Here is a 26,209-nt window from a genome sequence, read left to right as displayed (position 1 = left end):
ATGAATGAGAAAGCTCCCTAAAATAAATCGGGAATTAGACAGCAGGCTGAAAGAAGCCGGTTTGGGTGTCAGCTTTGATTTTATTGTAAGGAAAATCGATTTCGGTGATCAGAGTATCAGTATTTATGCAGTAAACGGCTTGTGCGAGACAAGATTTATTATGAAAATACTTGATGAATTAAGTGCATTGCATGAAATCGACAGGCGGAAAAATTTTAAAGGACTGGTAGATCAGAGAATTATTCATCACTCTGTTGAAATGACTGATACAGAAGATGAACTGATCAGACAGGTTTTCTCCGGATTAATCGCCCTGAAAATTGATGGTGAAGATGAATGCTTCTTAATTGATGTCAGAAGCTATCCGGGACGTCAGCCTGAAGAACCTGACACGGAAAAGGTGGTAAGAGGATCAAGAGACGGTTTTGTTGAAAATATCATTGTGAATACAGCATTGACCAGGAGAAGGATCAGAGACAAAGGAATCAGATTTGAAATGCTTGAGATTGGCGAAAGATCAAAAATGGATGTTGCAGTCGGCTATATTGAAGGGATTGCGAATCCGGAGCTTGTGGATATTATCAAAAAAGAGATTGAACAAATACATGCTGACGGTCTTGTAATGACTGATAAATCATTGGAAGAATACATTGTTAAGCAGGGGTTTAATCCTTATCCGCTTGTCAGATTCACAGAAAGAGCTGATATTGCTGCTGAACATCTCCTGGAAGGGCATATATGTATTTATATTGATACGTCACCGAGTGTCATCATTGCACCTTCAACATTTTTTCATCATGTACAGCATGCTGAGGAATACAGACAGTCTCCTGCAGCCGGAACAATGCTCAGATTTATCCGGTTTACAGGAATTGCAGCTTCAATCGTTCTACTTCCACTCTGGTACCTGCTGGCAATTGATCCTGCTTTAAAACCGGAGTCATTATCTTTTATTGGTGTAAAAGAAGAAGCTGCCATCCCATTGATCTTGCAGTTGTTACTTGCTGATATCGGGATTGAATTTTTAAGAATGGCGGCCATTCATACACCTACACCTTTATCTACCGCAATGGGCTTGATTGCTGCTGTATTGATTGGTCAGATCGCAATAGACGTCGGTTTATTTGTGCCTGAAGTTATTTTGTATGTAGCGGTAGCATCGATTGGAACATTTGCAACACCAAGTTATGAACTTAGTATTGCAAATAAATTTTCCCGGATCTTTTTGATCCTGCTTGTTGGCTTTTTTCATACAACAGGATTTATTATAGGATTTACGCTATTAATTGTCTTCCTTGCTCAAATGCGTGTGTTTACCGTGCCTTATTTATGGCCATTGCTTCCATTCCGGCCACTCGCGCTTTTACAGGTTATCACGAGAGTACCTGTGACAAGTACTGTGATCAGACCAATGATTGTGAAAGCGGAAGACCGCATCAGACAAAAGCGCTCTCATTAATCCATTGCACAAAAATGCTTTACTGTGGTAATGTACTTACTATCTATTAATGATATTCTGCAGTAAAGAAGGGATTGGAACATGCATTATTATGGCACTTCATCAATAAATGAAAAAGGTCACCTCACAATCGGCGGGGTAGATACAATTGACCTGGCAAATGAGTTTGGTACCCCGCTGTATGTATATGATACTCAGCTGATCAGAGAACGCGCACGCGGGTTTAAAAACACATTTGAAAAACTGGGTGTTTCCTCACAGGTTGCATATGCGAGTAAAGCATTTTCATCAATTGCGATGATTCAGCTGATTGCACAGGAAGGACTCAGTCTGGATGTCGTATCAGGGGGCGAATTATATACAGCACTCAAAGCTGGGTTTAACCCTGACAAAATCCATTTCCATGGGAATAATAAAAGTCCTGAAGAAATCTCAATGGCACTTGATGCTGATATTGGCTGTTTTGTTGTTGATAATTTCTATGAAATAGAGCTTCTGTCACGTATATGTAAAGAAAAGGGCAAGATAGCTTCTATTCTGCTGCGTGTAACGCCAGGCATCGAGGCGCATACACATGATTATATTCTCACCGGTCAGGAAGATTCAAAGTTTGGTTTTGATCTTCAGAATGGTCAGGCAGAGGAAGCTCTTAACATTGTGCTGGGTGATAACAGATTTAACGTTTTAGGTTTACATTGCCATATCGGTTCACAGATTTTTGAAACAACAGGATTTATCATGGCTGCTGAAAAAATGATAGAAAAAATGTCAGAATGGAAAACTTCATTGAATTTCAAAGCTGAGGTGTTAAACCTTGGTGGAGGATTTGGCATACGATATACAAAAGAAGATGAACCGCTTGCACCTGGCAAATATGTGGAGGATATTATTACCAAAGTAAAGATACTGATGGAAGAGCATCAGCTCACAATGCCTGAGATCTGGATAGAGCCCGGAAGGTCTTTGACAGGAGATGCGGGTACAACATTGTATAAAACCGGATCCACTAAGCATGTACCGGATGTGAGAAATTATCTCGCGGTAGATGGTGGAATGAGTGATAACATCCGTCCTGCACTTTATAATGCGAGATATGAGGCAGTCATTGCAAACCGTCCGGAAGCTGAAGCAGAGTCAGTTGTATCTATTGCGGGGAAATGCTGTGAGTCCGGGGACATGTTAATTTGGGACCTGCCGATCTGTAACCATGAGCCTGGTGATGTACTTGCTGTATTCTGTACTGGCGCATACGGTTATGCGATGGCAAATAACTATAACCGGATTCCGCGTCCTGCAGTTGTATTTGTAGAGAACGGCCGAGCTGAACTTGTGATTGAGCGTGAAAGTTATGAGGATCTGATCAGACACGACCTGCCCCTTACACTTTCAGGAGCGGAGAAAGAATGAAAAAACAGAATGCAATCACTTTTATCGTCTTACTGATACTGGCTGTAATCTGGGGAATGATCTACTGGCTTTTTATTGTATAAGGGACAAAATTGAAAAGTTCTGATACATTTAGTATGATATGGTACGGTATAAGAACAGTAGAAATTTTACCGTATCAACTGCTGCAGGTAATAATACAGCAGATTACGATTACAACTTGGTGAGGAGTACTTTATGTTAATTCGTTATAAAAAGTCCTTTGAGAAAATTGCAATGGGGTTAATGTCTTTTATGCCGACAGAAAAAGAGATTAAACAATTGCAGCAGTCAATGAAGCAGTATGAAGAAGAAAAAAACTTTCAACTGTTTTTGTGGAAAGAAGAAGACATCATTGGCCTGGCAGGGGTAGAAATCGAGGATCATCAGATTACTCTGCGCCATATCTCAGTAAATCCTTCTCACCGCAATGAGGGAGTAGGACACCGTATTGTTGCTTCACTTAAGGAAATGTACAGTGATAAAGAATTGGTAAGTACTTCTTATACTGAAGGATTCCTTCAGAAATGCGAAGACAATGAACCCGCAGCCGAATAGAGCTGCGGGTTCATTTTTTCAATCAACTGTATCAGAAGCTGAATTCATTTTTGATCTTGTGAGAAGTGCCTGTTTTCTCAACGATATAACATCTGATCTGTCCCGCAGTTTGTGACGGTCGATCAGTGCTTCATCATTCATATTACTTTTTTCCCCCCAGATAAATCCCTTGCGGTGGCATTCATTCCTGCAGGCTTGCAGCAGGGTATCATCAGTAATCGGAAGCATGACACTCTGATAGGGAGACCGCACAAGAACTGCACTTTCTATCTCGCTGATTAAATGCAGTAAAGCTTCAGTATTAAGGCCCAGGTTCGCCGCTTCATCTGTAAATGCAGATATTTTATATTTCGACTGCTTCAGCATAGTAGCTGCACCTTTAAAATTTTCACGCCGGTGGTGGTAAAGCGCAACTGCAAGTTGTATTAATCCAACCCATACTGAATTTTTTTCTCTATCCGTATGTTCCTTCCAATATTCTTCCAGTATTTCATGGCATTCAAAGTAATCGCGGTCACCGTGAAAGTGAACTAAGAACTGTATATAATCATCTGGATAATGTACGATGACCAGCACCTCCATTTTTTGATTTAGTCTATCACACAGGCTTGTCAGCTCCAAACGTTTTGAAAATACCAGATTGTGATCACTACAGCAAGGATCATACCTGTAAGGTCTGCGAGAAGACCAACCATCAGCGCCCTGCCCATTTTTTTAATGCCGACAGCACCAAAATACACAGTCAGTATATATAAAGTCGTGTCAGTACTGCCCTGAATGACGGCAGCCAGCCTTGAAATCATATGTTCGGGTCCGTAGGTATGAGTCAGGTCAGCTGTGATACTAAGCGCTGCTGTACCTGAAATCGGCCGTGTCAAAAAAAGAGGGAAAATTTCAGCTGGTATACTGAAATAAAGAAACAGTGGAGAAACAAGGTTGGTGATCCATAATAACAAACCGGAGGATCTAAGCACACTGATTGCCGCCATCATTCCAACCAGGAAGGGCAGCAGTTCAGCTGCCATATGTAATCCTTCTTTTCCTCCGCTGACAAAAGCACTGTAAGCGTCAGTTTTAGTGATAAGTGCTGCAAACAGGATCGTCAGGATTAATAAAGGCAATATAAGCTTTGATAAAGAGATGAGATCAATCATGGTTTTTCCCCGAGGTGATTCTCCAGCTGATTCTGTCATATATAATTGCCGCAGTACATGAGCAGATTGTAGCGGCAAAAGCCGGTATTACAATATCTAAGGGATCAGCCGCACCTTCAGAGAGCCGCATTGAAACAATTGTAGCAGGAAAAAAAGTAACTGCTGCAGTATTCAAACACAAAAAAGTAACCATAGACCTGCTCGCTTTTTCAGGTTGATGATTCAATACCTGCAATTCCTTCATTGCCTTCACCCCAAATGGCGTTGCGGCATTTCCGAGTCCAAAAAAGTTGGCAGAAACATTCGTCATAATGTAACCGGCAGCCGGATGATTCTTTGGAAGATCAGGAAACAGCCTCTGGATCAATGGAAAGCAGAGTTTAGTAATCAGATTCAGCAACCCTGCACGCCTGGCTATTTCCATCATGCCTAGCCACAAGGTGAAAATTGCAGCAAATCCAATCACCAGTTCAACAGCCTGGCCGGCAGAGTCAAATAAACCTTTATTCACTTCATCTATTGTTCCATTGAATATACTGAATAAAAGACCTGAGACGAGCATGAAGATCCAGATTAAATTTACCATTTAAAAAGCTCCTTCAATTTACTGAGCAGGTTTTCATAAAATGCAGGAGGATCAAACTTCTTTTCTGTCAGTGGTATACTGCTGACCAGATTCTCACCGGTATAGACTTTTAATTCGGTTTTCGTCCCGGGTACGATTTTATAAACGATTTGACTGCGTTCCTCTTCAGTCAGCGGGACTTTTATTTCATGATCTGATATGTACTGGATATTCTCAGGCATCCCAGGCACTACAGGAAGAGGTCCCCTGGAGATTAACTGGGCCATATCGTAATGCTCAAAGCCATATTCAAAAAGGGACATATGATCATTCCAGTCATCCGGTCCATAGATTGTGACAGCAACTAAAGTCATATCCTCTTTTTCTGCAGTCGTGACCAGTGTTCTGCCTGCTTTTTTTGTAAAGCCGGTTTTTCCGCCATTGGCATGTGGATAAAGCCCTGTGACAAGACGGTGTTTATTCGTCCACGGATACGCATCTTTAAATGATGGGGTATAACTGGAAGCTGAAAAGATTTTTTTAAATGTTTTATCCTGAATCGCATGCCGTGTCAGAATGGCCATATCATAAGCAGTTGATAAGTGCTGATCATCTGTATCCAGACCGTGGGGATTAGTAAAATAGCTGTTTTTCATTTTCAGACGCTTCGCTTCTTCATTCATCAGTTCAGAAAACTTCTCAACAGAACCGCTGATATGTTCAGCGATCGCAACAGCAGCATCATTTCCTGACCTTAATAAAAGGCCGTAGAGTAAATCTTCCAACAGGACAGTTTGACCTGCCTTTAAATATAGGCTGGACCCCTCAGTTGACGAAGCTTCATTGGATATTTTCACCTTGTCATTTAATTTCCCGTGTCTGATTGCTAAATGGGCAGTCATAATTTTTGTAATGCTTGCTATTTTCATTTGCTCATGTTCATTTTTACTGAATATGACCCTTTCACTTTCAGCGTCAATCAATATGGCAGAGTGAGCAGATACATCGATTGCATAAGCAGGTTTGTATAATAAGAAAAAGAGTAAGATGACCACAAACAATTTTTTGATCAGATACACCACCTCTCAATGTATCTTTATGAAAATCAGGGGAGTGATAGACCAATATAAAAAAACACGTGCATGGGCACGTGTCATTCATTACCTGACAAACCATTCTTTAATGATTCGAAAAATAAATCACTATCCTCTTTTTCATCTTCTTCAATATCTTCAGGAAGCGGCGGGAGCTCTGACAGATCTTTTAACCCGAGATAGTCCAGGAATTCTTCAGTGGTACCATATAATATGGCTCTGCCTGCACCCTCGTTTCTTCCCACTTCTTTAATTAACCCTCTGGCAAGCAGTGTATGGACAGGGCCGTCTGTTTTAACACCCCTGACTTCTTCCATCTGCACTCTTGTGACCGGCTGTTTGTAAGCTATGATCGCAAGTGTTTCCAATCCTGCCTGGGTAAGAGTGGAGGGGGAGGGAGAATCGGCTAAAAGCTTAATATAGTCAGACAAAGCCTTCTTTGTGACAAATTGATATTTTTCTGCAAATACGGCAACTTCAATTCCTCTTGATGAATCATTCTGATAGGTCTGTTTCATGTTTGCCATCAATTCTTCGACATCCTGAGCTGAGATATCAAGTGCTTTTGCAATCTGTTCATTAGATAAACCGGCATCTCCTGCTGTAAATAAAAGTGCTTCTGTAATTGCTTTATGATTAGACTTGGCCAACTAATGACACTCCTTCAATACTTTCAACCATGATTTCTGAAAAATTATGATCCTGTTTAATATGAATTTCCTGCCTTTTAACTAATTCCAGCACCGCTAAAAAAGATACAACCATGTGCGGCTTCTCTGCTACCGGAAAAAGTGCGGAAAATGGTTTTGGTGATCTGTGTGAGCGGATTGTCTCGAGAATTTCTGACATTCTCTTTTCAATGGAAATTTCCTGCCTTGTGATTCTTGTTGACATCGGTTGTTTAATCTTTTTCCGCCTCATTAGTTTATTAAAAGCTCCAATTAAATCATGGAGGTCAATCTGAGTTTTTTCACCTGAATCGACAGGCTGTGAATAACTAGTGAGATCTTCAGGCGGCTTTGTGAAATACATGCTTCTTTCAGTTTCTTTTTCCTTTAAATCGGTAGCTGCCTTTTTATATTTTCGATACTCAATCAGTTTTTCCACGAGCTCTTCACGCGGATCTTCTTCAAAATCCTGATCCTCTTCCCAGTGCTCTTCCTGTTTCGGCAAAAGCATCCGACTTTTAATGGACATTAGGGTTGCAGCCATCACCAGATATTCACTTGCTGTATTTAATTCAAGTACACTCATTGCCTTGATATACAACGTGTACTGCTCAGATATTTCCGCCATCGGAATATCATAAATATCGATTTCAAGACCTTGTATTAAATGCAGAAGAAGATCAAGCGGACCTTCAAAGGCATCAAGTTTCACTGTATATTCCATGTTCTCACCATTTTCTTACAGCAATGTTGCTGAGATTCCTCAATATTGCTAATTATATCTGAAGAAAACGCGACTTCCAACCGTTATTCCCTGTTTTGTTATGTCCTGATTTGCTTTTGATCATATATGTGACATAATGCTGTAAGAAGCAGATCAAATGAAGAGGTGTAAGAAATGGAAAGATTACAAAAAGTGATTGCGCATGCAGGTGTGGCGTCACGCAGAAAAGCTGAAGAATTAATTGTACAGGGAAAAGTGAAAGTGAATGGTAAAACTGTAACTGAGCTTGGTACGAAAGTGACATCATCCGATAAAATTGAAGTTGAGGGCATAAAGATCGAACGCGAAAACAAAGTCTACTACTTATTTTATAAGCCTTCAGGCGTTATTTCAGCAGTAAGCGATGACAAAGACCGTAAAGTAGTAACTGATTTCTTTCAGCACGTTGAGGAAAGAATCTATCCTGTAGGCAGACTGGATTATGATACATCAGGATTACTTTTATTAACAAATGATGGTGAATTCGCGAATTTGCTGACTCACCCGAAATATGAAGTGCCAAAAACCTATATTGCAAGAGTAAAGGGACTTGTAAAGCGGGAAACCATCAAAAAACTTGAAAAAGGAATTAAACTTGAAGACGGTATGACTGCTCCTGCAAGGGCAAAAGTGATTTCAGCTGATAAGCAGAAGGATAAAACGATTATCGAGATGACGATTCATGAAGGCCGTAACCGGCAGGTAAGAAGAATGCTTGAATCAGTTGGACACCCAGTGCAGAAACTGAAAAGAGAAAGATACGGTTTTCTCCATTTAACAGGTTTAAATGCAGGGGAAGCGAGAGAGCTGACACCACATGAAGTAAAGCAGCTGAGAGCGCTTGCTGAAAGTGGTCAGAACAACTGATAAGTTTCACAGTTCATTCAAATACTTTACGCTAGTCCTATTCCTGTGAATGCTATAATGACAATGAAACGATAGGATTTTTGCATTAAAGGGGGTAGCAAATGTGAGTAAGAAAAAAAAGCAGAGGCTGATCATGCGTGTCTCTATTCTTGCAGTGCTGCTGGCAGCAATATCATACACAATCTACTCCAGTGTGGCAGGAGATGAAAGACTGCTAGTGGGAGCTGGTGATCAGGCACCTGATTTCAAGCTTGAGGATTTGAATGGGGAAACACATCAGCTATCTGATTATAAAGGTCAGGGTGTATTTTTAAATTTCTGGGGAACCTGGTGTAAGCCATGTGAGAAAGAGTTCCCGTACATGCAAAATCAATACGAGGTTTATCAAGACCAGGGAATCGAGGTTCTTGCGGTTAATGTAGGAGAGTCAGAGTTTAAGGTTGCAAACTTTGCTGATGAATACGGTCTGACATTTCCGGTAGTCAGAGATGTAAACAGAGATGTAATGGATGCTTACTCAATAGGACCGCTTCCGACGACATTGTTAGTGAATCCTGAGGGTGAAATTATTAAAGTAATTAAAGGTGAAATGACGGAAGAAGACGTGAAATCCTACATGGAAATGATTAAACCTGATAGTCAGGAGTCTTCTGAATGAGTAAAATAATATGTCAATGCGGTCACGAGAATCCTGAAGGCTCAGAATTATGTCAGGCCTGTGGAAGAACGCTGACTGAAAAAGCTGCAAAACGTAAAACGCATGATGTCATGCGTTATGAGGGGATGGCAAGAAGATCCCAGACATACCATACATCAATCATTGATAAGATATGGAATTTCTTTTCGTCAGTTAAAGTGGGTGTGTCACTTATTGTCATCACACTGATTGCCTCAGCAATCGGGACCATTTTCCCGCAGGAGTTTTTTATTCCTCAAAATGTACCTGCAGTTGAGTATTACGAGAGCCGTTACGGACTGCCGGGGAAAATCTATTATGTACTTGGCTTCCATGATCTTTACGGTTCGTGGTGGTTTATGCTGCTTGTAGCCGCAATTGGTACCTCAATTATTATTGCGAGTCTGGACCGGGGTATACCACTTTACAAAGCACTTAAGAAACAAAGAGTAGAGCGGCATGATTCTTTTCTGAAAAGACAGCGTATTTACTCTTCATATGAAGGGAAGGCTTCTTCCGACGTTCTTGACCGCCTGAATGAAGGCCTGAAAAAAAGACGCTATAAAGTAAGACAGGAAAACGGACATCTTCTGGCAGAGAAAAATCAGTTTTCAAGATGGGGCCCTTATATCAATCATACCGGGCTGATTATTTTCCTGATTGGTGCGATGCTGAGGTTCGTTCCGGGTATGTATGTGGATGAAATTTTGTGGATCCGTGAAGGAGAAACAAGATCAATCCCTGGTACCGGTCAGGAATACTTCCTGAAAAATGAAGGTTTTACACTAGAAACATATCAGGAAGGCGATTCGGAAGTATTTGATCAGACGATCCAGCGTACCGGTGCCATTGCGAAGAACTTCCAGACAGATGCAATCCTTTATAAAAGAGATGAAAATGCAGTCGCCGGTTCACAGGATGAACTGACAGAAGTGGATCATCATGCGATCCAGGTAAATGTTCCAATGAAATTTGATCAGTTTGCACTTTATCAAACCGATTATATTGAAAATGAACTTTATAAAATGACTTTCAGAATGGATAACAAAGAAACTGGCGAGTCAATGGGTGAGTTTACAGTGGATCTGTTTTCTCCTGAAACTTCAGGTGTGTATGAACTTGATGAGGGATACTCTGTAGAATTAACAGGTTATTATCCTGATTTCAGCGGGTTTGATAATGGTGAGCCACAATCTGCATCTCCACTTCCAAACAACCCTGCATTTTTATTTGAAATGATCTCACCTGAACATCCGGATGGAGAGGTCGCTTTCGTAGCAATTCAGGAAAACCTGGAGCCGCTGGGTGAAAATGATTATAAGATCAGCTTTAACGGGATCGAAACGAGAGACCTGTCCGGTTTAACTGTAAGAAAAGATTTAACATTGTGGATACTGGCCCTTGGAGGCGCTATTTTTATGTTTGGCGTCGTTGTGGGATCATATTGGAACCACAGAAGAATCTGGATCAAACAGGCATCTGACGGGACATTACATGCAGCAGGGCATACAAATAAAAACTGGTACGGATTGAAAAAAGACATTGCTCCGGCATTTGAACATGCAGGACTCGATCAGCCTGAGGACCATCATGAGCTGAAAGAATCCGACAGCAATGCGAAGGAGGAAAAAGAAAGTGACACAACTCGCCAGCATAAGTAGTACCCTGCTTTATACAGCGTTTCTACTGTATCTAGTAGCAACAGTGTTTTTTGCAGGATCTATTAAATCTAAAAAACATACGAACCAAACCGGTAAAAACAGATGGGCTACAATCGGTATCACAATTACACTGATCGGTTTTGCAGCACAGCTTGGGTATTTTATAACACGATGGATTGCTTCAGGTCATGCGCCTGTAAGTAATCTGTTTGAATTCATCACGTTTTTCTCAATGATGCTGGTTGCATCATTTATCATTATTTATTTTATCTATAAGTTGCATGTGCTTGGTGTATTTGCATTACCGATCGCACTGCTGATCATTGCGTACTCAAGTATGTTCCCAAGAGATATCTCACCGCTGATTCCGGCTTTACAGAGTGACTGGCTTGCGATTCACGTCTCAACAGTAGCCGCAGGAGAAGCTATTCTTGCGATCAGCTTTGTTGCAGGACTGATTTTCCTTTTAAAAGATATTGACCTTTCAAAAGGCGGTAAGCAGGCATTCTGGCTTGAAGCAATCATGTTCAGTATCATTCTTGTTGTAGGATTTGTCATCAGTGCAACGACTTTCTCAATTGCGGGATATGAATCAGAATTTACATTTGTTAACGCAGATGAGGAAGAAACCGTTGTACAATATGCAATGCCTGCCCTTGTCACACCAAACGAAGGTGAATTACTGACAGAAGGAGCTTTCTCAACAGGGCTTGAGATGCACGCACTTGTTAATGCGCCAAGACTGAATACAGTAATCTGGTCAGTTGGAGTAGGTGCAATTTTATACTTATTGATCAGGTTAATCACACGAAAGAAAGTTGCGGCATTATTTCAGCCGCTTGTCAGAAAAGCTAATCTTGACATGCTTGATGAAATCGGCTACCGTTCAGTGTTAATCGGATTTCCGGTATTCACACTCGGAGGATTGGTCTTTGCGATGATCTGGGCACAGATTGCCTGGACACGCTTCTGGGGATGGGACCCAAAAGAAGTATGGGCCCTTATTACCTGGCTGTTTTATGCAGCATTCCTTCACCTGAGACTATCACGAGGTTGGGAAGGAAACCGTTCAGCCTGGCTTGCAGTAATTGGATTTGCTATTATTATGTTTAACCTGGTAGCAGTCAACTTAATTATTGCAGGTTTACACTCTTACGCTTAAACATCAAGAAAAAAAGTAGCTAATTTTCTAAATGAAATTCAAGTGAAGCGCAGCGAAACGATTTTAAGAGCCGAGACACTTTTGTCCCAGGCTCTTCTTTTAAATACATATCCGATGAGGGGGATCTTCAATGAATGAACTTGGTCATATTCTTGTAGTTGATGATGAAGAAAGAATCCGCAGGCTGTTAAAAATGTATCTTGAGCGTGAAGGTTACACGATAGAAGAAGCTGAAGACGGTGAGAAAGCACTTAAAAAAGCCCTTGAAGAAGATTTTGACTGTATCCTGCTTGATTTAATGATGCCTGGAAAAGATGGAATCGAAGTGTGTAAAGAACTGCGGGAAACGAAAACAACGCCGGTCATCATGCTGACTGCTAAAGGCGAAGAAGCAAACCGCGTACAGGGATTTGAAGTTGGCACAGACGATTATATTGTTAAGCCATTCAGCCCGCGTGAAGTCGTACTCCGTGTGAAGGCACTTTTAAGAAGAACTGCGACAAGCAGTTTTGTTAATACTGACACGAAAGCAAAAGATATGATCGCCTATAATCATCTGGTCATTGACAATGATGCACACCGCGTCACTGCAGACGGTCATGAAGTCACATTGACGCCAAAAGAATATGAACTCCTGTTATTTTTAGCAAAGAGTCCTGATAAAGTATATGACAGAGAACAACTGTTAAAAGAAGTATGGCATTATGAGTTTTTCGGTGATCTGAGAACAGTAGATACGCATGTGAAAAGACTGCGCGAAAAGCTGAACAGAGTGTCTGAGAAAGCCGGAAAAATGATTGTGACAGTCTGGGGAGTAGGATATAAGTTTGAGGTTGACGAATGAGAATCTGGAGAAGCGTAGTAGGCAAGCTGTGGATGACAATTCTGCTGCTTGTCTGCTTTGTTTTATTTATCCTGACAATCTTACTGCTGGAATTTTTCCAAAATTATCATGTGGAGGAAGTAGAAGAGACTTTAAGGTATGAGGCTCAAAAATCAGCAAGTATTTTAGAAGACCATGATGACCTGGATATGAGCATTCAGATTGTTGCTGAGGTGCTGGATGATCCGGTACATTCAGTTGTTGAAATGAATGATGATATTGTTTTTTACTCAGATGAATTATCCTATCGTGATACACTGCGGGCGATCAATAACAGTCAATTAATGGACAGGGTCTATGCCGATGGAACGGTGGTTCAGGATGAGTTTCCATCAGGTGAGGATTTTGATAACCGCTACAACAATATAATGATTGTTGGTGCCCCTGTGTTGAATGCAAATGGAGAAGCTGCAGGAGCGGTTTATGTGTATCAGTCCCTTGAAGCGATCCAGCAGACCACTGAGCAGACCACCCGTCTGATCATTCTCGCAGCTGCTATTGCGATCATCCTGACAACCATTTTTGCATTTTTCCTTTCAACGAGGATCACAGCACCGCTCAGAAAAATGCGTGAAGGTGCTTTTGAAGTTGCAAGAGGAAAATTTGATACAAAGGTTCCGATTCTATCTAATGATGAAATTGGAGAGTTGGCTACTGCATTTAATCAGATGGGCAGACAGCTGAAACATCACCTTGATGCTCTCAGTCAGGAGAAAGAACAGCTCTCCAGTGTGCTCAGTTCAATGGCAGATGGTGTAATTACATTTAATAAGGATTTGACCGTACTGGTATCAAATCCGCCGGCAGAACGGTTCTTACAAAACTGGTATGATGAGCAGGATGGCTACACAAAGCTGGCCCTGCCGCCAACCATTGAGCAGCTGATTAAAGAAGTCATGCAAACAAATGAAGAACAGGTTGGGGAGCTTGAAGTAAACGGGCGTTCTTATGCTGCGATTATAAGCCCTCTGTATAGCGGCCAGACAGTCAGGGGAGCCGTTGCAGTTCTCAGGGATATGACAGAGGAAAGAAAGCTTGAAACGCTTAGAAAAGACTTTATAGCGAATGTGTCACATGAACTCCGTACGCCGATATCAATGCTGCAGGGTTACAGTGAAGCCATTATTGATGATATCCCCCAAAGTGATGAGGAAAGAAAAGACATTGCGAAAGTCATCTATGATGAATCTCTGAGAATGGGCAGACTTGTCAATGAATTGCTTGATCTGGCAAGAATGGAAGCAGGTCATATCGTGTTAAACAAGGAAGAGGTAAAGGTGAATGAATTCTCCTCAAGAGTCTTATCCAAGTTTAAACTTGGACTCAATGATCACGATATCATGCTGTCCTATGAGACAGAACTAAATGAGTCAACAGTCATTCTGATAGATCCTGACAGAATAGAACAGGTGCTGACGAACCTTCTGGATAATGCGATCAGACATACAAAGGCTGATGGTAAAATCATCATAAAAACCAGACGTGAAAATCAGTTTATCCGATTTGACGTGATTGATAACGGGGTCGGCATCCCTGAAGAAGATCTGCCATTTATATTTGAGCGCTTTTACAAAGCGGATAAAGCGAGAACCCGCGGAAGAGCAGGAACAGGGCTTGGGCTTGCCATCGTTAAAAATCTGATTGAAGCACATAAAGGTAAAATTAAAGCGGAAAGTAAAGTCGACAAGGGAACCGTTTTCTCATTCTTCCTGCCTTTCCACTCTTAGATCCGCAGCCACAGACGTGAAGACATGCCTTTTCATGAACAGTAAAGTAGGCAAGTTGATTACTTTGGTTCATAAATAGCATGACTCCGTCTGTTTTTTTATGTTATTATTTGAATCTTTGTTTATTAGAAATGTCAGGTCATGTAAAATGAGAATGTGAAAAACAGCACTTATACCGGCGTTAAAGTTTGAAGTTTAATAAATGTGCTGAAAAAGAAACTTTTTTAATCGAAATACGACTAATGGTATGAACGGGGAGGAGACGGTTCATGGACTCCGTTTTTAAAAGGCTGTATATAGAATATCAACAGGATGTTTTTCAGTTTTTAATATATATGGTTAAAAATAGAGATACTGCTGAGGATCTGCTTCAGGAAGTGTTTATTAAAGTCATGAATTCCTATCACCGCTTTGAAGGTAAAAGCTCAGAAAAAACCTGGTTATTCTCTATTGCGAAAAATGTTACGATTGACTATTTCAGAAAGCAAAAAACAATCCGGAAGCGTGTGATGGATCATTTTGACTGGGGTGAGCGTGAAATTGCCGGAAGCGAACGCCTGCCCGAAGAATTAGCAGAACAAAATGAACAGGTGAAGAAGCTTTATGCCTGTCTGGACTACTGCACCACTGATCAGAAAATGGTCATCATTACAAGATACATTCAGGATTTAAATATCAGCGAAACCGCTGAAGTGCTCGGGTGGTCTGAAGGTAAAGTGAAAACGACTCAGCACAGAGCGATTAAAAAGCTGAAAGAACTCATGTCAGAGGAAGAGGAGGGAGTAAAATGACGAAGCAAAAATGGACGGATCAGGAAATAGAAAAGCAATTAAAAAATATGCCTGTGATTAAAAACCGGCTTCAGCCCGAAGATATTTATCAGCATGTGAAATTAAGACAAAGAAAAGTTAAACCTTTTCCATGGATGCCTGCAGCAGCAGGGACAGCAGCTGCTGCTTTAATGATCATACTTGGGCCTGGACTGTTTAATCAGGATACTCCTTCCGAAGAGCAGTCAGCCTCTGACACAGCACTTCCATTTACAGAGGAATCCACTGAAGATTCATCAGTAGAAGATTTACCAGTAGAAGAGTCAGCTGAGGAATCCACTGAGAGTCAGAACACGGAAGTATTTGAACCCGCTGAACGGGAAAGTGAAGAAACTGCAGAGACCAGTGAAGCTGCCGCAGAAGAAGAACAGGAACCTGCAAATGAAGAGGAGGCGGAGTTACAGACTGTCACAATCGACGATGGTGAAGGTATTCTCTTTAGAGAGGACCTTGGTGGAAATCAGTATTTTGAAGCGGGACTGGTAACAAATGATGCTTATGTGATCCCGTTTACAATTGTTGTACCGGGCAGCGATGAAAATCAGTCCGCATTAGCTCTGTATGAGCAGTGGGCAGACAAAATTGATGAAGCCTCTTTTGGTTTTGTGGACTATCATCCCGTCAGTCAAAGTATGGTCGAAGAAGATAATATGCTTACAGGTATGATTAACAGTCTGGAGGAAAAAACGGATGGCGCTTCACCAACGATTCTGATTGATGTGCTGACTGAAACATTTGGTTCAGATTACAGTCAGTTCAGAATCATTAATGAAAATAATGAAACGGCTGAAGTGGGAGAGTTCGGACAGGTGGAATCCTTCCCGCTAAATAAAGATAATAAAGGTTTTTACTTATATGAAAATGAGGATGGCAGCTACTATTACGCCAAAAGCTATGATCAGTACAATTCAGTTGGGGAAGCACTGACTGCAATTGAAGAACAGGTTCCAAATGATCAGTACGAATCACCTGTACCTGAAAATGTAGACGTCAATTACGAACTGTCTGACACGGAAATGACCATTTCATTTGAAGGCGAGCTCAGTGAATTAACCCGGGAGGAAAGAAAACAGCTGATAGAATCTATTCTGCTGACTGCCGAATCTTTTTCAATCAATGCAGTCCGGTTTGAGGGTCTTGAAGATGGTTTTCTTGAAGGATATAACTTCAATGAGCCTGTAAGTGTACCGATTGGCGGTAATATCGCATATCTGCAATAAAAAAAGAGCCCGGGGAATATCCCGGGCTCTTACATTTGTTACGCCAGAAAACAGCTCTCTATCCAGATGAACTTTTTCTCCGGGAGTCGTTACTCGTATTTTAATGCATCGCCATCAAACGGCTCATCTGACACTTTGATTGAATCAGTCGGGCAGCCTTCAAAAGCGTCAAGCATATCATCATAAAGCACTTCCGGCACCTCTACTGTTCCTTCATTGTCATCAAGAACAACAAAAGCGATGCCCTCATCATCGTAATCATAAATGTCAGGAGCTGCAGCGCCGCATGCACCACATGCAATACATGTATCTTTATCTACGATCGTATATTTAGCCAATTGGATTACCTCCTTGTTCAAGCATTTAAGTACTGTGAAAATGTCCATTCCTTATTTTACTCGTACGTGTATTGATTTTCAATACTGAAGGGTACTTAATTTCATATTACCCATCTTAAAAGAAAGAAAACTGTTGAATGGTGACGGCTGAGTGTTAATATGGATTTACCACTAGTATGAAGGAGAATTTGCATGAATTATCTGGATGCAATCGTACTTACAGGGCTTGATATTGTAAACGGCGAAAGAACACAATCCTCAATCTATCATCTCCTGAAAGGGAAAAAAACTTCCCAGACCATACAGGATGCCCAGCTATATGGGATCTCCCCCTTATTTCAACTTTACCGATCAATGAAAAGGTCATATTATGATCAGAGAATTGCCTGTTATTCAAGCGAAGGCCTGGTAGCAGAGCACGAGGATTTAAAATACAGACTGACAAGTAAAGGAAGAAATGAGCTTACGGAATTTTTCTCGGAACACCCCTACCCACTTTATCTAAATGGATGGAAATATCACGACATTACACTCATATTCTGGAGACGGTTAACCTTACTGATTCAGACGGCTTCAAACCTGATCCACCATCATGTTCAGTTTATTCCGGTGAATCGTGATTTACATATTCAGCAATGGGTCAAACATACGATTAATCATAACAGACACCGGTTAAAAGACTTTACCGGTGAACTGTACCGCGAATTAACAGACCTTCTTGAAATGAATGATTTTCCGGATTCTCCGGAGATCATTGTTCAGCAGTTGTCAGGATACAGGCAGGTTGGCTATACGAACAGACAGCTTGCAGATCAATTCAATTGCGGGGCTGATGAGATTTATACAAGGTTTATCAATGCTCTGCATTTTTTGTTCAGTGTTGTGGAAAATGATCACAGCCGGTTTCCGGTGTTATCTGAATGTATGAATTTGAACAAACCTGAAACAATTCCGTTTACCAAATCAACAGAAGAAACCTATAAATATGTTCTTAAAAATGTCCCGATCGATCAAATTGCTACAATCAGACATTTGAAGAGAAGCACAATTGAAGATCATATACTTGAAATTGCCTTGTTAGACAAGCATTTTTCTATTGATTCATATGTGACGGAGACACTGATCAATAAAATAAAAGAGCTGCACGGAAAAAGTAACCGTTTAAAATACATTAAAGATCAGCTGCCGGAAGCCGACTACTTTCAAATCAGACTGGTACTTGCTAAAGCGGAAAGGGGGGAACAGGTGTGGAAGCGTTACTTGAAAAACAATTTGGATATACCTCATTCCGTACAGGACAGAAAGAAATCATTCAGACCGTCCTGAATAAACAGGACACCATTGCTATGCTGCCAACCGGAACCGGAAAAAGCCTTTGTTATCAATATCCTTCTTATGTAAACAATGAAAGGGTGTTAATCATATCTCCTTTGCTGTCGCTGATGCAGGACCAGGTGGACCAGATCAAGCTGAGAGGAGAGAAAAGAGCAGCAGCCATCAATTCATTTTTGTCGTTCAGCGAAAAGAAATACTTAATTCAAAGCCTTGAAGCTTTCAGGTTTATCTTTTTATCACCTGAGATGCTGACTTCACATGAAGTGCTTAAGAAACTGAAGGAAATTGGCGTCGGACTGCTCGTTGTGGATGAAGCACACTGCATATCCCAGTGGGGACCTGACTTTAGACCGGATTATTTAAAACTCGATGCATTCAGACAGGCACTGGGAAATCCATGCACCCTTGCACTGACGGCCACTGCTACTGAAGAAATCAGACGAGATATTGCTGATAAACTGGGGTTAAATGAATGGAAAGAATGGGTATTTTCAGTCAACCGTCCCAATATTGCACTTGAAGTTATTAAACTTTCAAGTATGGATGAAAAGGAAAGCAGACTGCTGCAGGAAATCTCTTCTCAAAAGGCACCGGGGATTGTGTTTTTTTCCAGTAAAAAGAAAGCTGAAGAGCTTCAGGCGAAAGCCGGGGAGATAGGAATCCGATCCGCAGTTTATCACGGAGATGTAGAAACAGACCAGAGGATACTGATCCAACAGCAATTTATCACAGGTCAACTGGACTGGATCTTTGCAACAAATGCTTTTGGCATGGGGATTAATAAAGAAAATATCAGGACGGTCATTCACTTTCATATGCCTTCTTCAATCGAGAACTTTCTACAGGAAATCGGAAGGGCTGGAAGGGACGGTGATCAGGCACATTCAATCCTGCTGTACAGTGAAAATGATGTTGCCATACCGCTGCAGCTTTCTGAACTCGAAAAACCGGATCTCTCCCAGATTGAAGGATTTTATTCATCATTCAGAACAGGTAAATCTCTTGATTTGATTCAACAGGACCTGATGCTGTCTGATACTCAATTAAGAGTGCTGGGCTATTATGCAGAACATATAAGAAGTGCGGGGTGGGCAGAGGAAGTTGAGCGCATTCTCGAGGAAAGAGTAGTCAGTAAGCGCAGAAAAGTACTGGATATGAAAAGCTTTATTGAAACCGAGGGCTGCAGACGGGAAAAATTACTCAGCTTTTTCGATGAAAAACTGATGTACGAACAAAATCAGTGTTGTGATAGATGCGGGCTGGAAAATATCCGGCATCAAAATGAAACGAAAGAATTTATACAGTACCACTGGAAAGAAAAGTTAAGTCTGCTGTTAAACGGGGGTACTGATGTCCAGTAACGTGATTTATCCCTGCCATGTTTTAAAACGTGCTGTCATTTATACACAGCTGCTGATTTTATCAGTCGCAGCAGTGCTTGCGATACTTCTGTTTGATAGTCCTGAGCAGTTCTTTTCGCTGTTTTCGATTAACTTTACGGTCGTCATCATTGGCCTGGCTGCAGGGTTAGCGTGTGTGGCAGCTGATCTGATCCTGATGAAGCTGCTGCCGGAAAAAGCTTTTGATGATGGCGGTATCAATCAGCAGCTTTTTCAGTGTTTAAAGCCACAGCAGATTCTTTTGATCACCCTGCTGATTGCGTTCAGTGAAGAACTTTTATTCCGGGGTGTTATACAAACACAGATCGGTTTCATTCCCGCCAGTCTGATTTTTATCGCAGTACATGTCAGATACTTGAAAAACATTTATTTGCTGATAAATGTTACTATTTTAAGTTTTCTTTTGGGATATGTGTATGAATATACCGAAAGTCTATGGTCAGTTTTCATAATTCACTTTATAATAGACTATATATTAGGTATTTATATTCATTATTCCAATAAAGAAGGGGTTTAATATGAAAAGAGATCCTTACAGAGACCGGGCTGAAAAAGACCGGAAAGAATTATTGGCTGCTAAAACAGCAGACAGTCAAGCGAATCAGGAAGAAGCAACATCGAGACTGGAACTGCATGGAAAGAAAAGAGAGGAAAAGAAATCCAGCAAAAAACCATTTCCATTAATCGGACTTTTACTGGCATCATTTGTGTTGCTGCCTTTAACAGTGGTGTTGGTATCTATCTTTTTCTTCTCGAACAATGATTCCGGACTTACAAATGCCACACTTGAAAACTCGAATGAATTTCAGATTGAAAAAAATAGAGAAACAGCGCTGAGCGATAAGGCGGAGCCTGTACTTGCAGGTGTCTCAAATGATGAAGAAGCTGAAGAAGAAGTAAGTGCTGCTGAGGAGCCTGCTGAAGAAGTTCAGGAGGAACCGGCAGAACCGGCTGATACTCCTGAGGAACAACCGGTAGAGGAACCAGTTGAACAGCCCGTAGAAGAAGAGGAAGTTCAGGAAGAAATAGAAACAGAGCAGTCATCCGGCTCAACACATACTGTTCAGGCAAGTGAGACGTTATACAGAATCTCAGTCAACTATGGCCTTGGACCTGACGGCGTAGAGCAGCTTAGGCAGTTAAATAACCTCGGGGACAATGAGATTTATGTCGGTCAGGTTTTACAGCTTCCATAAATGGATAAAGGGTTTTAGTTGTTCTTTATAGAATGATTAAACAAACAGCCTTGCTGTTATTAATCAATTGGGGTGAATGAAATGTTCGTAAAAAGTGCAATGGTACCAGCGGCAAAATGCTATACAGTTCAATCAGATGAGTCGATTGAGCAAGTAATCAACCTGCTGGAGGAAAAAGAAGTGGATGCGCTGCCAGTTCTAAATGGTGATACATATGAAGGCGTAACAACAAGGTATCATATTTATCAGGATTTCTTTAAATCCGGACTGTCTAAAGAAGCGTTTTACGCATCTAAAAAAGCAGGAGATATCCTCACTCATCAGGATAACTTTTTACAGGGTGATGAAATCTTTGAAACGACGTTATACCAGCTGAATGATTTTCCTCTGATGTCAGTCGTTGATGCAGAGAGACGGTTTAAGGGGATCGTCACAAGGTATGACGTGTTTAACCAGTTCAAAAGCGCATTCGGTATGCATAAAGAAGGTGTTCGCATTGCGTTTACATCAGTTGAAACAGAAGGAAGAATTTCAAGACTCGCTGAGATCATTCAGCAGTTCCACGAATCTGTTATCTCACTTGTGACATTCGACGAAACGGATAAACTGGTCAGAAGAATCGTTCTTAAGATAGAAAAGAAAGACAACCTGGATAAGTTCTTGAAGAAACTAGAGAAATCCGGATTCAGAATTCTTGATATTAAAGAAGATTGACATAAAATCATTTCTCCTGTCTAAGGGGAAATGATTTTATTTTTTAGTTTAAGATCAATATAATCACAGCCAATAAGTGAATTTGAAAAAAATAAAAAGAAGCGTTAAGTTTTACGGGAATGGCGTGGGAACTCGGGTGCAGTCTCTCCGGAAATGAGTGAAGACCATCACCGCTTGAAGCCTTTGAGAAAATTAAAAGCATGCTACCTGAGGGGATGAAGGGTGAGTGGAGGTTGAAGGCAGTGAGGTTTCGGTCGGGGAAGGTGGAGAGTGAATCGGCGTAGCGATACGCCCGGGTTGAGTGCAGTGTTCACGGTGTTGAATGCTGTGAAAGCGTGATCGGGTGCATTCACCCCGAAAATGAATGCTGCACCAGCCCCGCTTGATGCATTTAAGAAACTAAAAGCCTGTGACCTAAGGGCATTAAGGGTGTGGGGAACTTGAATGCAGTTTGTATTCAATCGGGGTAGCTGGTAAGCAGAACGGCGCAGCGATACGCCCGGGTTGAATGCAGTGTTCACAGCGTTGAATGCTGTAAAAGCGTGATCGGGTTCATTCACCCCGAAAATGAGTGGAAGCTCGGAACCCATAAGTGATTCATATATAATGGTTTTTGTGAAATGCGATAAGTTCCGCAATACAGGAGGAAAAAATGAAGTATTTATATGCAGGAATTGTTTTCTGTATCTCGATGGTTTTGTATATGATCAAAAGGGCATTTGAGAACAACCTGGTCACACATGAAATAAAATTAAGAGAGACGCCCATGTATAACCCATTAAAAATTTTATTCATATCTGATATCCACCGCAGGAAAATAAATGCTGGCTGGTTTTCCTCATTACCGGAAGTTGATCTGGTGCTGATCGGCGGGGATATTACTGAAAAAGGGGTGCCATTTGAGAGGGTAAAGCGAAATGCAGCACTTCTTTCCAACGCAGGAGAAGCATACTTTGTATTCGGTAATAACGACGAAGAAATTGATAAAGAACAACTAATCTCTATTCTGAAAAACGAAGGCATCAGGATTCTGGAAAATGACTCAGCCGTATTAGAAAATCATAATCACATTGTTTTAGCAGGAATTGGAGATATTAATTATCTCAAAGATGATCTTGATAAAACCTTCAGCGGCATTGAACATGAAGAGGTAATCCTTTTAAGTCACGATCCGAGAGTAACCGGTAAATTAATGCATACGCCTTATCAGAATCAGACAAAGCTGATATTATGCGGCCACACTCATGGAGGACAAATCAGAATTTTTGGTTTCGGGCCCTATGAAAAAGGAAGGGTCATCAAGCATCATCACTACACACAGCTAATCAGTAATGGATACGGGACAACGCTTCTGCCTATGCGGCTAGGTGCAAAATCTGAGGTTCATCTGATCCACATCTGTTAAGACTGTTATAAAAAACCTATACAAATTTTACATCTTTGTATAATGAATATATAATTAGGTATCAAACAGTCTGAAGCAGGAGGTTGGCCATGAAAGCTGATGAAGGAAAATATAATATAAAAGCTGTGTCTCATATGCTTGGTATACAACCTGGTACGCTCAGAGCCTGGGAAAGACGGTACCAGATGATTGCTCCTGTCCGCAATGAGTCGGGACACAGGCTATATACAGACGAACATATCAGAAAACTGAAATGGCTGGTATCAAAGGTAAACGCTGGTTTTACGATTAGTCAGGCTGTCGCACTCTCTGAACAGGAACATGAACAGTTCGTATCAGGTGATCAAAATGAAAATCAGCTGACGGTATTAAGAGAAGACTTACTCAACGCATTAATGAAATTTGATGAGAGCAAAGCGCATGATCTGATTAATGAAGCCTTTTCATTGTACACAGTAGATAAAGTGCTGGTTGATATTCTGGGTAGTATATTAATCAAGATCGGTCTCCTTTGGGAAGAAGGAAGGATCACCACCGCTCACGAGCATTTTGCAACATCTATTTTAAGATCAAGGATCGGGATTTTAATGCATTCATTCCCGCAGAATAATTTCCTGCCAAAAGTGGTTGCTGTCTGTTCGCCGGGAGAGTGGCATGAGCTGGGATTATTAATATTTACGCTCTATATCCGCAGGAAAGGCTTTAATGTCATCTACCTCGGTTCAAGTATTAAAGAAGGGGATATTCAAACAGTACTTGATACTGTTGAACCTAAATTCCTGTTTATGTCATGCACCTTGAAAGCGAATTTATCAAGAGCCAAAGATCTGATTAAAGAACTTCAGGCAGAATACAAGGATCTGGCAATCGGATTAGGCGGGCATGCTGTAAATATGATGAGCGAAGAGGAAAGAAAAGGGTTCGAAAAAAATCTGGTCGGTCTTAACAAAGAGGACTGGGAGGACTGGATCAGTAAATCACTGAATATGTCGGCAAATTAATTGTATCGGACCGTAAAAACTCCTATTATGATAAAATAGGAGTTTTTTAAATAACCGGAAAGGCCGGTTAGTATCGAGGAGTGAATAGAGTGAAGAATGAAGAGGTAATCGTCATTGGCGGAGGTCCGTGTGGTCTCTCGGCTGCGATAGAGCTTAAAAATAAAGGAATCAATCCGTTAATCATTGAAAAAGGGAATATTGTAAACGCCATTTATCACTATCCGACACATCAGACTTTTTTTTCGTCCAGTGAAAAGCTTGAAATAGGGAATGTCCCTTTTATCATTGAACAGCATAAACCCAAAAGGAATCAGGCTTTAGTCTATTATAGAGAAGTAGCATCAAGACATCAGTTAAGAATTAACCGCTTTGAAAAAGTGGAAAATGTCACAAAGCAGGATGATTTATTTTTAATCCAGACAGATAAAGAGCTTTATTCCACAGAACAAGTAATTGTCGCAACGGGTTATTATGATCATCCGAATAAGCTGACCTGCCCCGGAGCGGATCTGGATAAAGTCCATCACTATTTCAAAGAGGCGCATCCTTACTTTGATCTGGATGTGGCAGTGATTGGCGGGAAGAATTCAGCGGTTGACGCTGCAATTGAACTCCAAAAGGCAGGGGCCAGAGTAACAGTGCTGTACAGAGGCAGTGAGTATTCACAGAGCATTAAGCCATGGATTCTGCCGGAATTTGAAGCATTAGTTAAGAATGGTTCCATTAACATGATATTTAATGCGGAAATAAAAGAAATTACTCATCAGGAGCTGATCTATACAGACGGCTTCCAAGACATATCGATTAAAAACGATATTGTCTTTGCGATGATCGGCTATCACCCAGACCACTCTTTTATTGAAGCAATGGGCGTTGATATAGATTATGATACAGGCCGTCCGCTCTTTAACCCTGAAACAATGGAGACAAATGTGGAAGGAATTTATATTGCAGGAGTAATTGCAGCCGGAAATAATGCAAATGAGATTTTTATCGAAAATGGCAGGTTTCACGGAAAACAAATCGCAGATGCAATAAGCCAAAAAGGAAGCTGAATTCAGCTTCCTTTTGCTATTTCCCTGATGGAATTATTTAAACATCGATGCAATATAATCAGGATTGTCTGACTGGGAAAGACCGACCATCAGTTTTAATCTCGCTTTTTGACCATTCAATCCATTTGAAAAAATGACTCCTTTTTGTTTCAGCTGACGTCCGCCCCCTTCATAACCGTATACGTCCTGTGTGATGCCGTTAAAGCATCTGGATACCAGAACGACAGGAATATTTTTAACGATTAAATCCTCAATCCCTTTAACAGTTTCAGGAGGCAGGTTGCCCTGTCCGAGTGCTTCAATGATAACCCCATCAAAATTCAGGTCTGCAAGCGCACTAAGCAGCCTTGAGTCCATTCCCGCATAAGCTTTAATGATCGCTACATTTTTACTTAAAGCTGAAATGGAATACTTCAGATCTAATTTAGGCGTGTGATGAAACCTTACGCCCCCTTTTGTCACAATTCCAATTGGCCCGTACTGCGGACTCTGGAAAGTCGACACATTACTTGAATGGGTTTTTGTTACGTTCACAGCCGTATGGATTTCATCATTCAGCACGACTAGAACCCCTTTGCCAAATGCCTCATCACAAGTAGCTACCCTGACAGCGCTGATCAGATTATAAAGACCATCAGAACCGATTTCATTTGAAGACCTCATTGCGCCTGTAACAACGATCGGAATAGAGAGTCTGAGTGTCAGGTCAAGAAAATAAGCTGTTTCTTCCAGGGTATCTGTACCATGTGTGATCACAGCGCCGTGAATTCCCTGCTCGAGGTAATACTTTTCAATGAGCTTTTTCAACTCAAGCATATGGTCCGGTGTAATGTGGGGTGACGGCAGCGTAAAGGGTGTTTCTACAATAAAATCAGCATAATCATTCAGATTTGGCGTATGTCTCATTAATGGATTATCACCCTCAGGTTTAACTGCGCCTGATTCATCTTCTGACATTGAAATTGTTCCGCCGGTATGTATAAGCAATAATGTTTTTTTCGACATTTTATCGCTCCTAAAAAGTTATTTGTGTAAATCAATTCTTTTCCATGA

At 41.1% G+C, this 26,209-nt stretch carries 27 protein-coding genes; 19 read left to right on the top strand and 8 right to left on the bottom strand.

Annotated features, from left to right (window positions below; translation table 11 throughout):
* The first annotated feature begins 4 nt into the window (after positions 1 to 4).
* From UFB30_RS07420 to UFB30_RS07410, 3 genes are all read left to right on the top strand, one after another.
* Entirely contained in the window at positions 5 to 1,459 is a 1,455-nt protein-coding gene (locus tag UFB30_RS07420; RefSeq protein WP_322421052.1) for a spore germination protein, read from the top strand.
* A gap of 81 nt (positions 1,460 to 1,540) precedes the next feature.
* Positions 1,541 to 2,866, top strand: coding sequence for a diaminopimelate decarboxylase (gene lysA / locus UFB30_RS07415; protein WP_322421051.1), 1,326 nt, complete (start codon positions 1,541 to 1,543; stop codon positions 2,864 to 2,866).
* 216 nt (positions 2,867 to 3,082) lie between these two features.
* A complete protein-coding gene (locus UFB30_RS07410; protein WP_322421050.1) occupies positions 3,083 to 3,442 on the top strand; it encodes a GNAT family N-acetyltransferase in 360 nt (119 codons plus the stop codon).
* Between the two features lie 18 nt (positions 3,443 to 3,460).
* Here UFB30_RS07410 and UFB30_RS07405 read toward each other — a convergent pair whose 3' ends face one another.
* The 6 genes from UFB30_RS07405 to UFB30_RS07380 form a co-directional block, all read right to left on the bottom strand.
* Positions 3,461 to 4,024 (bottom strand): DUF309 domain-containing protein, encoded by a 564-nt coding sequence (locus UFB30_RS07405; RefSeq protein WP_322421049.1) that lies wholly within the window; start codon positions 4,022 to 4,024, stop codon positions 3,461 to 3,463.
* Positions 4,025 to 4,053: 29 nt separating this feature from the next.
* Positions 4,054 to 4,596: a spore maturation protein gene (locus tag UFB30_RS07400; protein ID WP_322421048.1), complete on the bottom strand. Its 543-nt coding sequence runs from the start codon at positions 4,594 to 4,596 to the stop codon at positions 4,054 to 4,056.
* The gene (locus tag UFB30_RS07395; protein WP_322421047.1) at positions 4,589 to 5,182 is read right to left on the bottom strand and encodes a nucleoside recognition domain-containing protein; all 594 of its coding nucleotides are present in this window, start codon (positions 5,180 to 5,182) and stop codon (positions 4,589 to 4,591) included. The genes UFB30_RS07400 and UFB30_RS07395 overlap by 8 nt, the downstream gene beginning before the upstream one ends.
* A complete protein-coding gene (locus UFB30_RS07390) occupies positions 5,176 to 6,240 on the bottom strand; it encodes a D-alanyl-D-alanine carboxypeptidase family protein (RefSeq protein ID WP_322421046.1) in 1,065 nt (354 codons plus the stop codon). The genes UFB30_RS07395 and UFB30_RS07390 overlap by 7 nt, the downstream gene beginning before the upstream one ends.
* A gap of 74 nt (positions 6,241 to 6,314) precedes the next feature.
* Entirely contained in the window at positions 6,315 to 6,905 is a 591-nt protein-coding gene (scpB, locus tag UFB30_RS07385; protein ID WP_322421045.1) for an SMC-Scp complex subunit ScpB, read from the bottom strand.
* Complete coding sequence (locus UFB30_RS07380) at positions 6,892 to 7,647, bottom strand: segregation/condensation protein A (RefSeq protein WP_322421044.1); 756 nt, start codon at positions 7,645 to 7,647, stop codon at positions 6,892 to 6,894. Before UFB30_RS07380 ends, scpB begins: the two co-directional genes overlap by 14 nt.
* 174 nt (positions 7,648 to 7,821) lie before the next feature.
* On the opposite strand from UFB30_RS07380, the gene UFB30_RS07375 reads away from it, so the two are divergent.
* From UFB30_RS07375 to UFB30_RS07340, 8 genes are all read left to right on the top strand, one after another.
* A complete protein-coding gene (locus UFB30_RS07375) occupies positions 7,822 to 8,553 on the top strand; it encodes a pseudouridine synthase (RefSeq protein ID WP_322421043.1) in 732 nt (243 codons plus the stop codon).
* A gap of 103 nt (positions 8,554 to 8,656) precedes the next feature.
* The gene (resA, locus tag UFB30_RS07370) at positions 8,657 to 9,211 is read left to right on the top strand and encodes a thiol-disulfide oxidoreductase ResA (protein WP_322421042.1); all 555 of its coding nucleotides are present in this window, start codon (positions 8,657 to 8,659) and stop codon (positions 9,209 to 9,211) included.
* Positions 9,208 to 10,890, top strand: a complete 1,683-nt coding sequence (locus tag UFB30_RS07365; RefSeq protein WP_322421041.1) for a cytochrome c biogenesis ResB family protein — start codon at positions 9,208 to 9,210, stop codon at positions 10,888 to 10,890. The genes resA and UFB30_RS07365 overlap by 4 nt, the downstream gene beginning before the upstream one ends.
* Complete coding sequence (ccsB, locus tag UFB30_RS07360) at positions 10,865 to 12,052, top strand: c-type cytochrome biogenesis protein CcsB (RefSeq protein WP_322421040.1); 1,188 nt, start codon at positions 10,865 to 10,867, stop codon at positions 12,050 to 12,052. Before UFB30_RS07365 ends, ccsB begins: the two co-directional genes overlap by 26 nt.
* Before the next feature lie 130 nt (positions 12,053 to 12,182).
* Positions 12,183 to 12,896, top strand: coding sequence for a response regulator transcription factor (locus tag UFB30_RS07355; protein ID WP_322421039.1), 714 nt, complete (start codon positions 12,183 to 12,185; stop codon positions 12,894 to 12,896).
* Complete coding sequence (locus UFB30_RS07350; RefSeq protein ID WP_322421038.1) at positions 12,893 to 14,662, top strand: ATP-binding protein; 1,770 nt, start codon at positions 12,893 to 12,895, stop codon at positions 14,660 to 14,662. The genes UFB30_RS07355 and UFB30_RS07350 overlap by 4 nt, the downstream gene beginning before the upstream one ends.
* A 269-nt stretch (positions 14,663 to 14,931) precedes the next feature.
* Positions 14,932 to 15,453, top strand: coding sequence for an RNA polymerase sigma factor SigX (locus tag UFB30_RS07345; RefSeq protein WP_322421037.1), 522 nt, complete (start codon positions 14,932 to 14,934; stop codon positions 15,451 to 15,453).
* A complete protein-coding gene (locus tag UFB30_RS07340; RefSeq protein WP_322421036.1) occupies positions 15,450 to 16,712 on the top strand; it encodes a hypothetical protein in 1,263 nt (420 codons plus the stop codon). The genes UFB30_RS07345 and UFB30_RS07340 overlap by 4 nt, the downstream gene beginning before the upstream one ends.
* 89 nt (positions 16,713 to 16,801) lie before the next feature.
* Here UFB30_RS07340 and UFB30_RS07335 read toward each other — a convergent pair whose 3' ends face one another.
* Entirely contained in the window at positions 16,802 to 17,050 is a 249-nt protein-coding gene (locus UFB30_RS07335; RefSeq protein WP_322421035.1) for a ferredoxin, read from the bottom strand.
* A gap of 192 nt (positions 17,051 to 17,242) precedes the next feature.
* Between UFB30_RS07335 and UFB30_RS07330 the strand changes: the two genes are divergently transcribed.
* The 8 genes from UFB30_RS07330 (at position 17,243) to UFB30_RS07295 (ending at position 25,156) form a co-directional block, all read left to right on the top strand.
* The gene (locus tag UFB30_RS07330; RefSeq protein ID WP_322421034.1) at positions 17,243 to 18,376 is read left to right on the top strand and encodes a YpbB family protein; all 1,134 of its coding nucleotides are present in this window, start codon (positions 17,243 to 17,245) and stop codon (positions 18,374 to 18,376) included.
* The gene (locus tag UFB30_RS07325; RefSeq protein WP_322421033.1) at positions 18,298 to 19,746 is read left to right on the top strand and encodes a RecQ family ATP-dependent DNA helicase; all 1,449 of its coding nucleotides are present in this window, start codon (positions 18,298 to 18,300) and stop codon (positions 19,744 to 19,746) included. The genes UFB30_RS07330 and UFB30_RS07325 overlap by 79 nt, the downstream gene beginning before the upstream one ends.
* The gene (locus UFB30_RS07320; protein WP_322421032.1) at positions 19,736 to 20,302 is read left to right on the top strand and encodes a CPBP family intramembrane glutamic endopeptidase; all 567 of its coding nucleotides are present in this window, start codon (positions 19,736 to 19,738) and stop codon (positions 20,300 to 20,302) included. The genes UFB30_RS07325 and UFB30_RS07320 overlap by 11 nt, the downstream gene beginning before the upstream one ends.
* 1 nt (position 20,303) lies before the next feature.
* Positions 20,304 to 20,981 (top strand): LysM peptidoglycan-binding domain-containing protein, encoded by a 678-nt coding sequence (locus tag UFB30_RS07315; protein ID WP_322421031.1) that lies wholly within the window; start codon positions 20,304 to 20,306, stop codon positions 20,979 to 20,981.
* An 81-nt stretch (positions 20,982 to 21,062) separates the two neighbouring features.
* The gene (locus UFB30_RS07310; protein ID WP_322421030.1) at positions 21,063 to 21,695 is read left to right on the top strand and encodes a CBS domain-containing protein; all 633 of its coding nucleotides are present in this window, start codon (positions 21,063 to 21,065) and stop codon (positions 21,693 to 21,695) included.
* A 652-nt stretch (positions 21,696 to 22,347) separates the two neighbouring features.
* Positions 22,348 to 23,100 (top strand): metallophosphoesterase, encoded by a 753-nt coding sequence (locus UFB30_RS07305; protein ID WP_322421029.1) that lies wholly within the window; start codon positions 22,348 to 22,350, stop codon positions 23,098 to 23,100.
* Between the two features lie 89 nt (positions 23,101 to 23,189).
* Entirely contained in the window at positions 23,190 to 24,101 is a 912-nt protein-coding gene (locus UFB30_RS07300; protein ID WP_322421028.1) for a MerR family transcriptional regulator, read from the top strand.
* 89 nt (positions 24,102 to 24,190) lie between these two features.
* Positions 24,191 to 25,156, top strand: coding sequence for a YpdA family putative bacillithiol disulfide reductase (locus UFB30_RS07295; RefSeq protein WP_322421027.1), 966 nt, complete (start codon positions 24,191 to 24,193; stop codon positions 25,154 to 25,156).
* A 33-nt stretch (positions 25,157 to 25,189) separates the two neighbouring features.
* On the opposite strand, the gene UFB30_RS07290 is transcribed toward UFB30_RS07295, so the two are convergent.
* Positions 25,190 to 26,161 carry an asparaginase gene (locus tag UFB30_RS07290; protein ID WP_322421026.1) on the bottom strand — a complete coding sequence of 324 codons (972 nt, stop codon included), beginning with the start codon at positions 26,159 to 26,161 and terminating at the stop codon, positions 25,190 to 25,192.
* Positions 26,162 to 26,209 lie beyond the last annotated feature (48 nt).

Source organism: Jeotgalibacillus haloalkalitolerans (genome assembly GCF_034427455.1).
Lineage (GTDB): Bacteria > Bacillota > Bacilli > Bacillales > Jeotgalibacillaceae > Jeotgalibacillus > Jeotgalibacillus haloalkalitolerans.
This window is presented reverse-complemented; position numbering and strand designations above follow the sequence as displayed.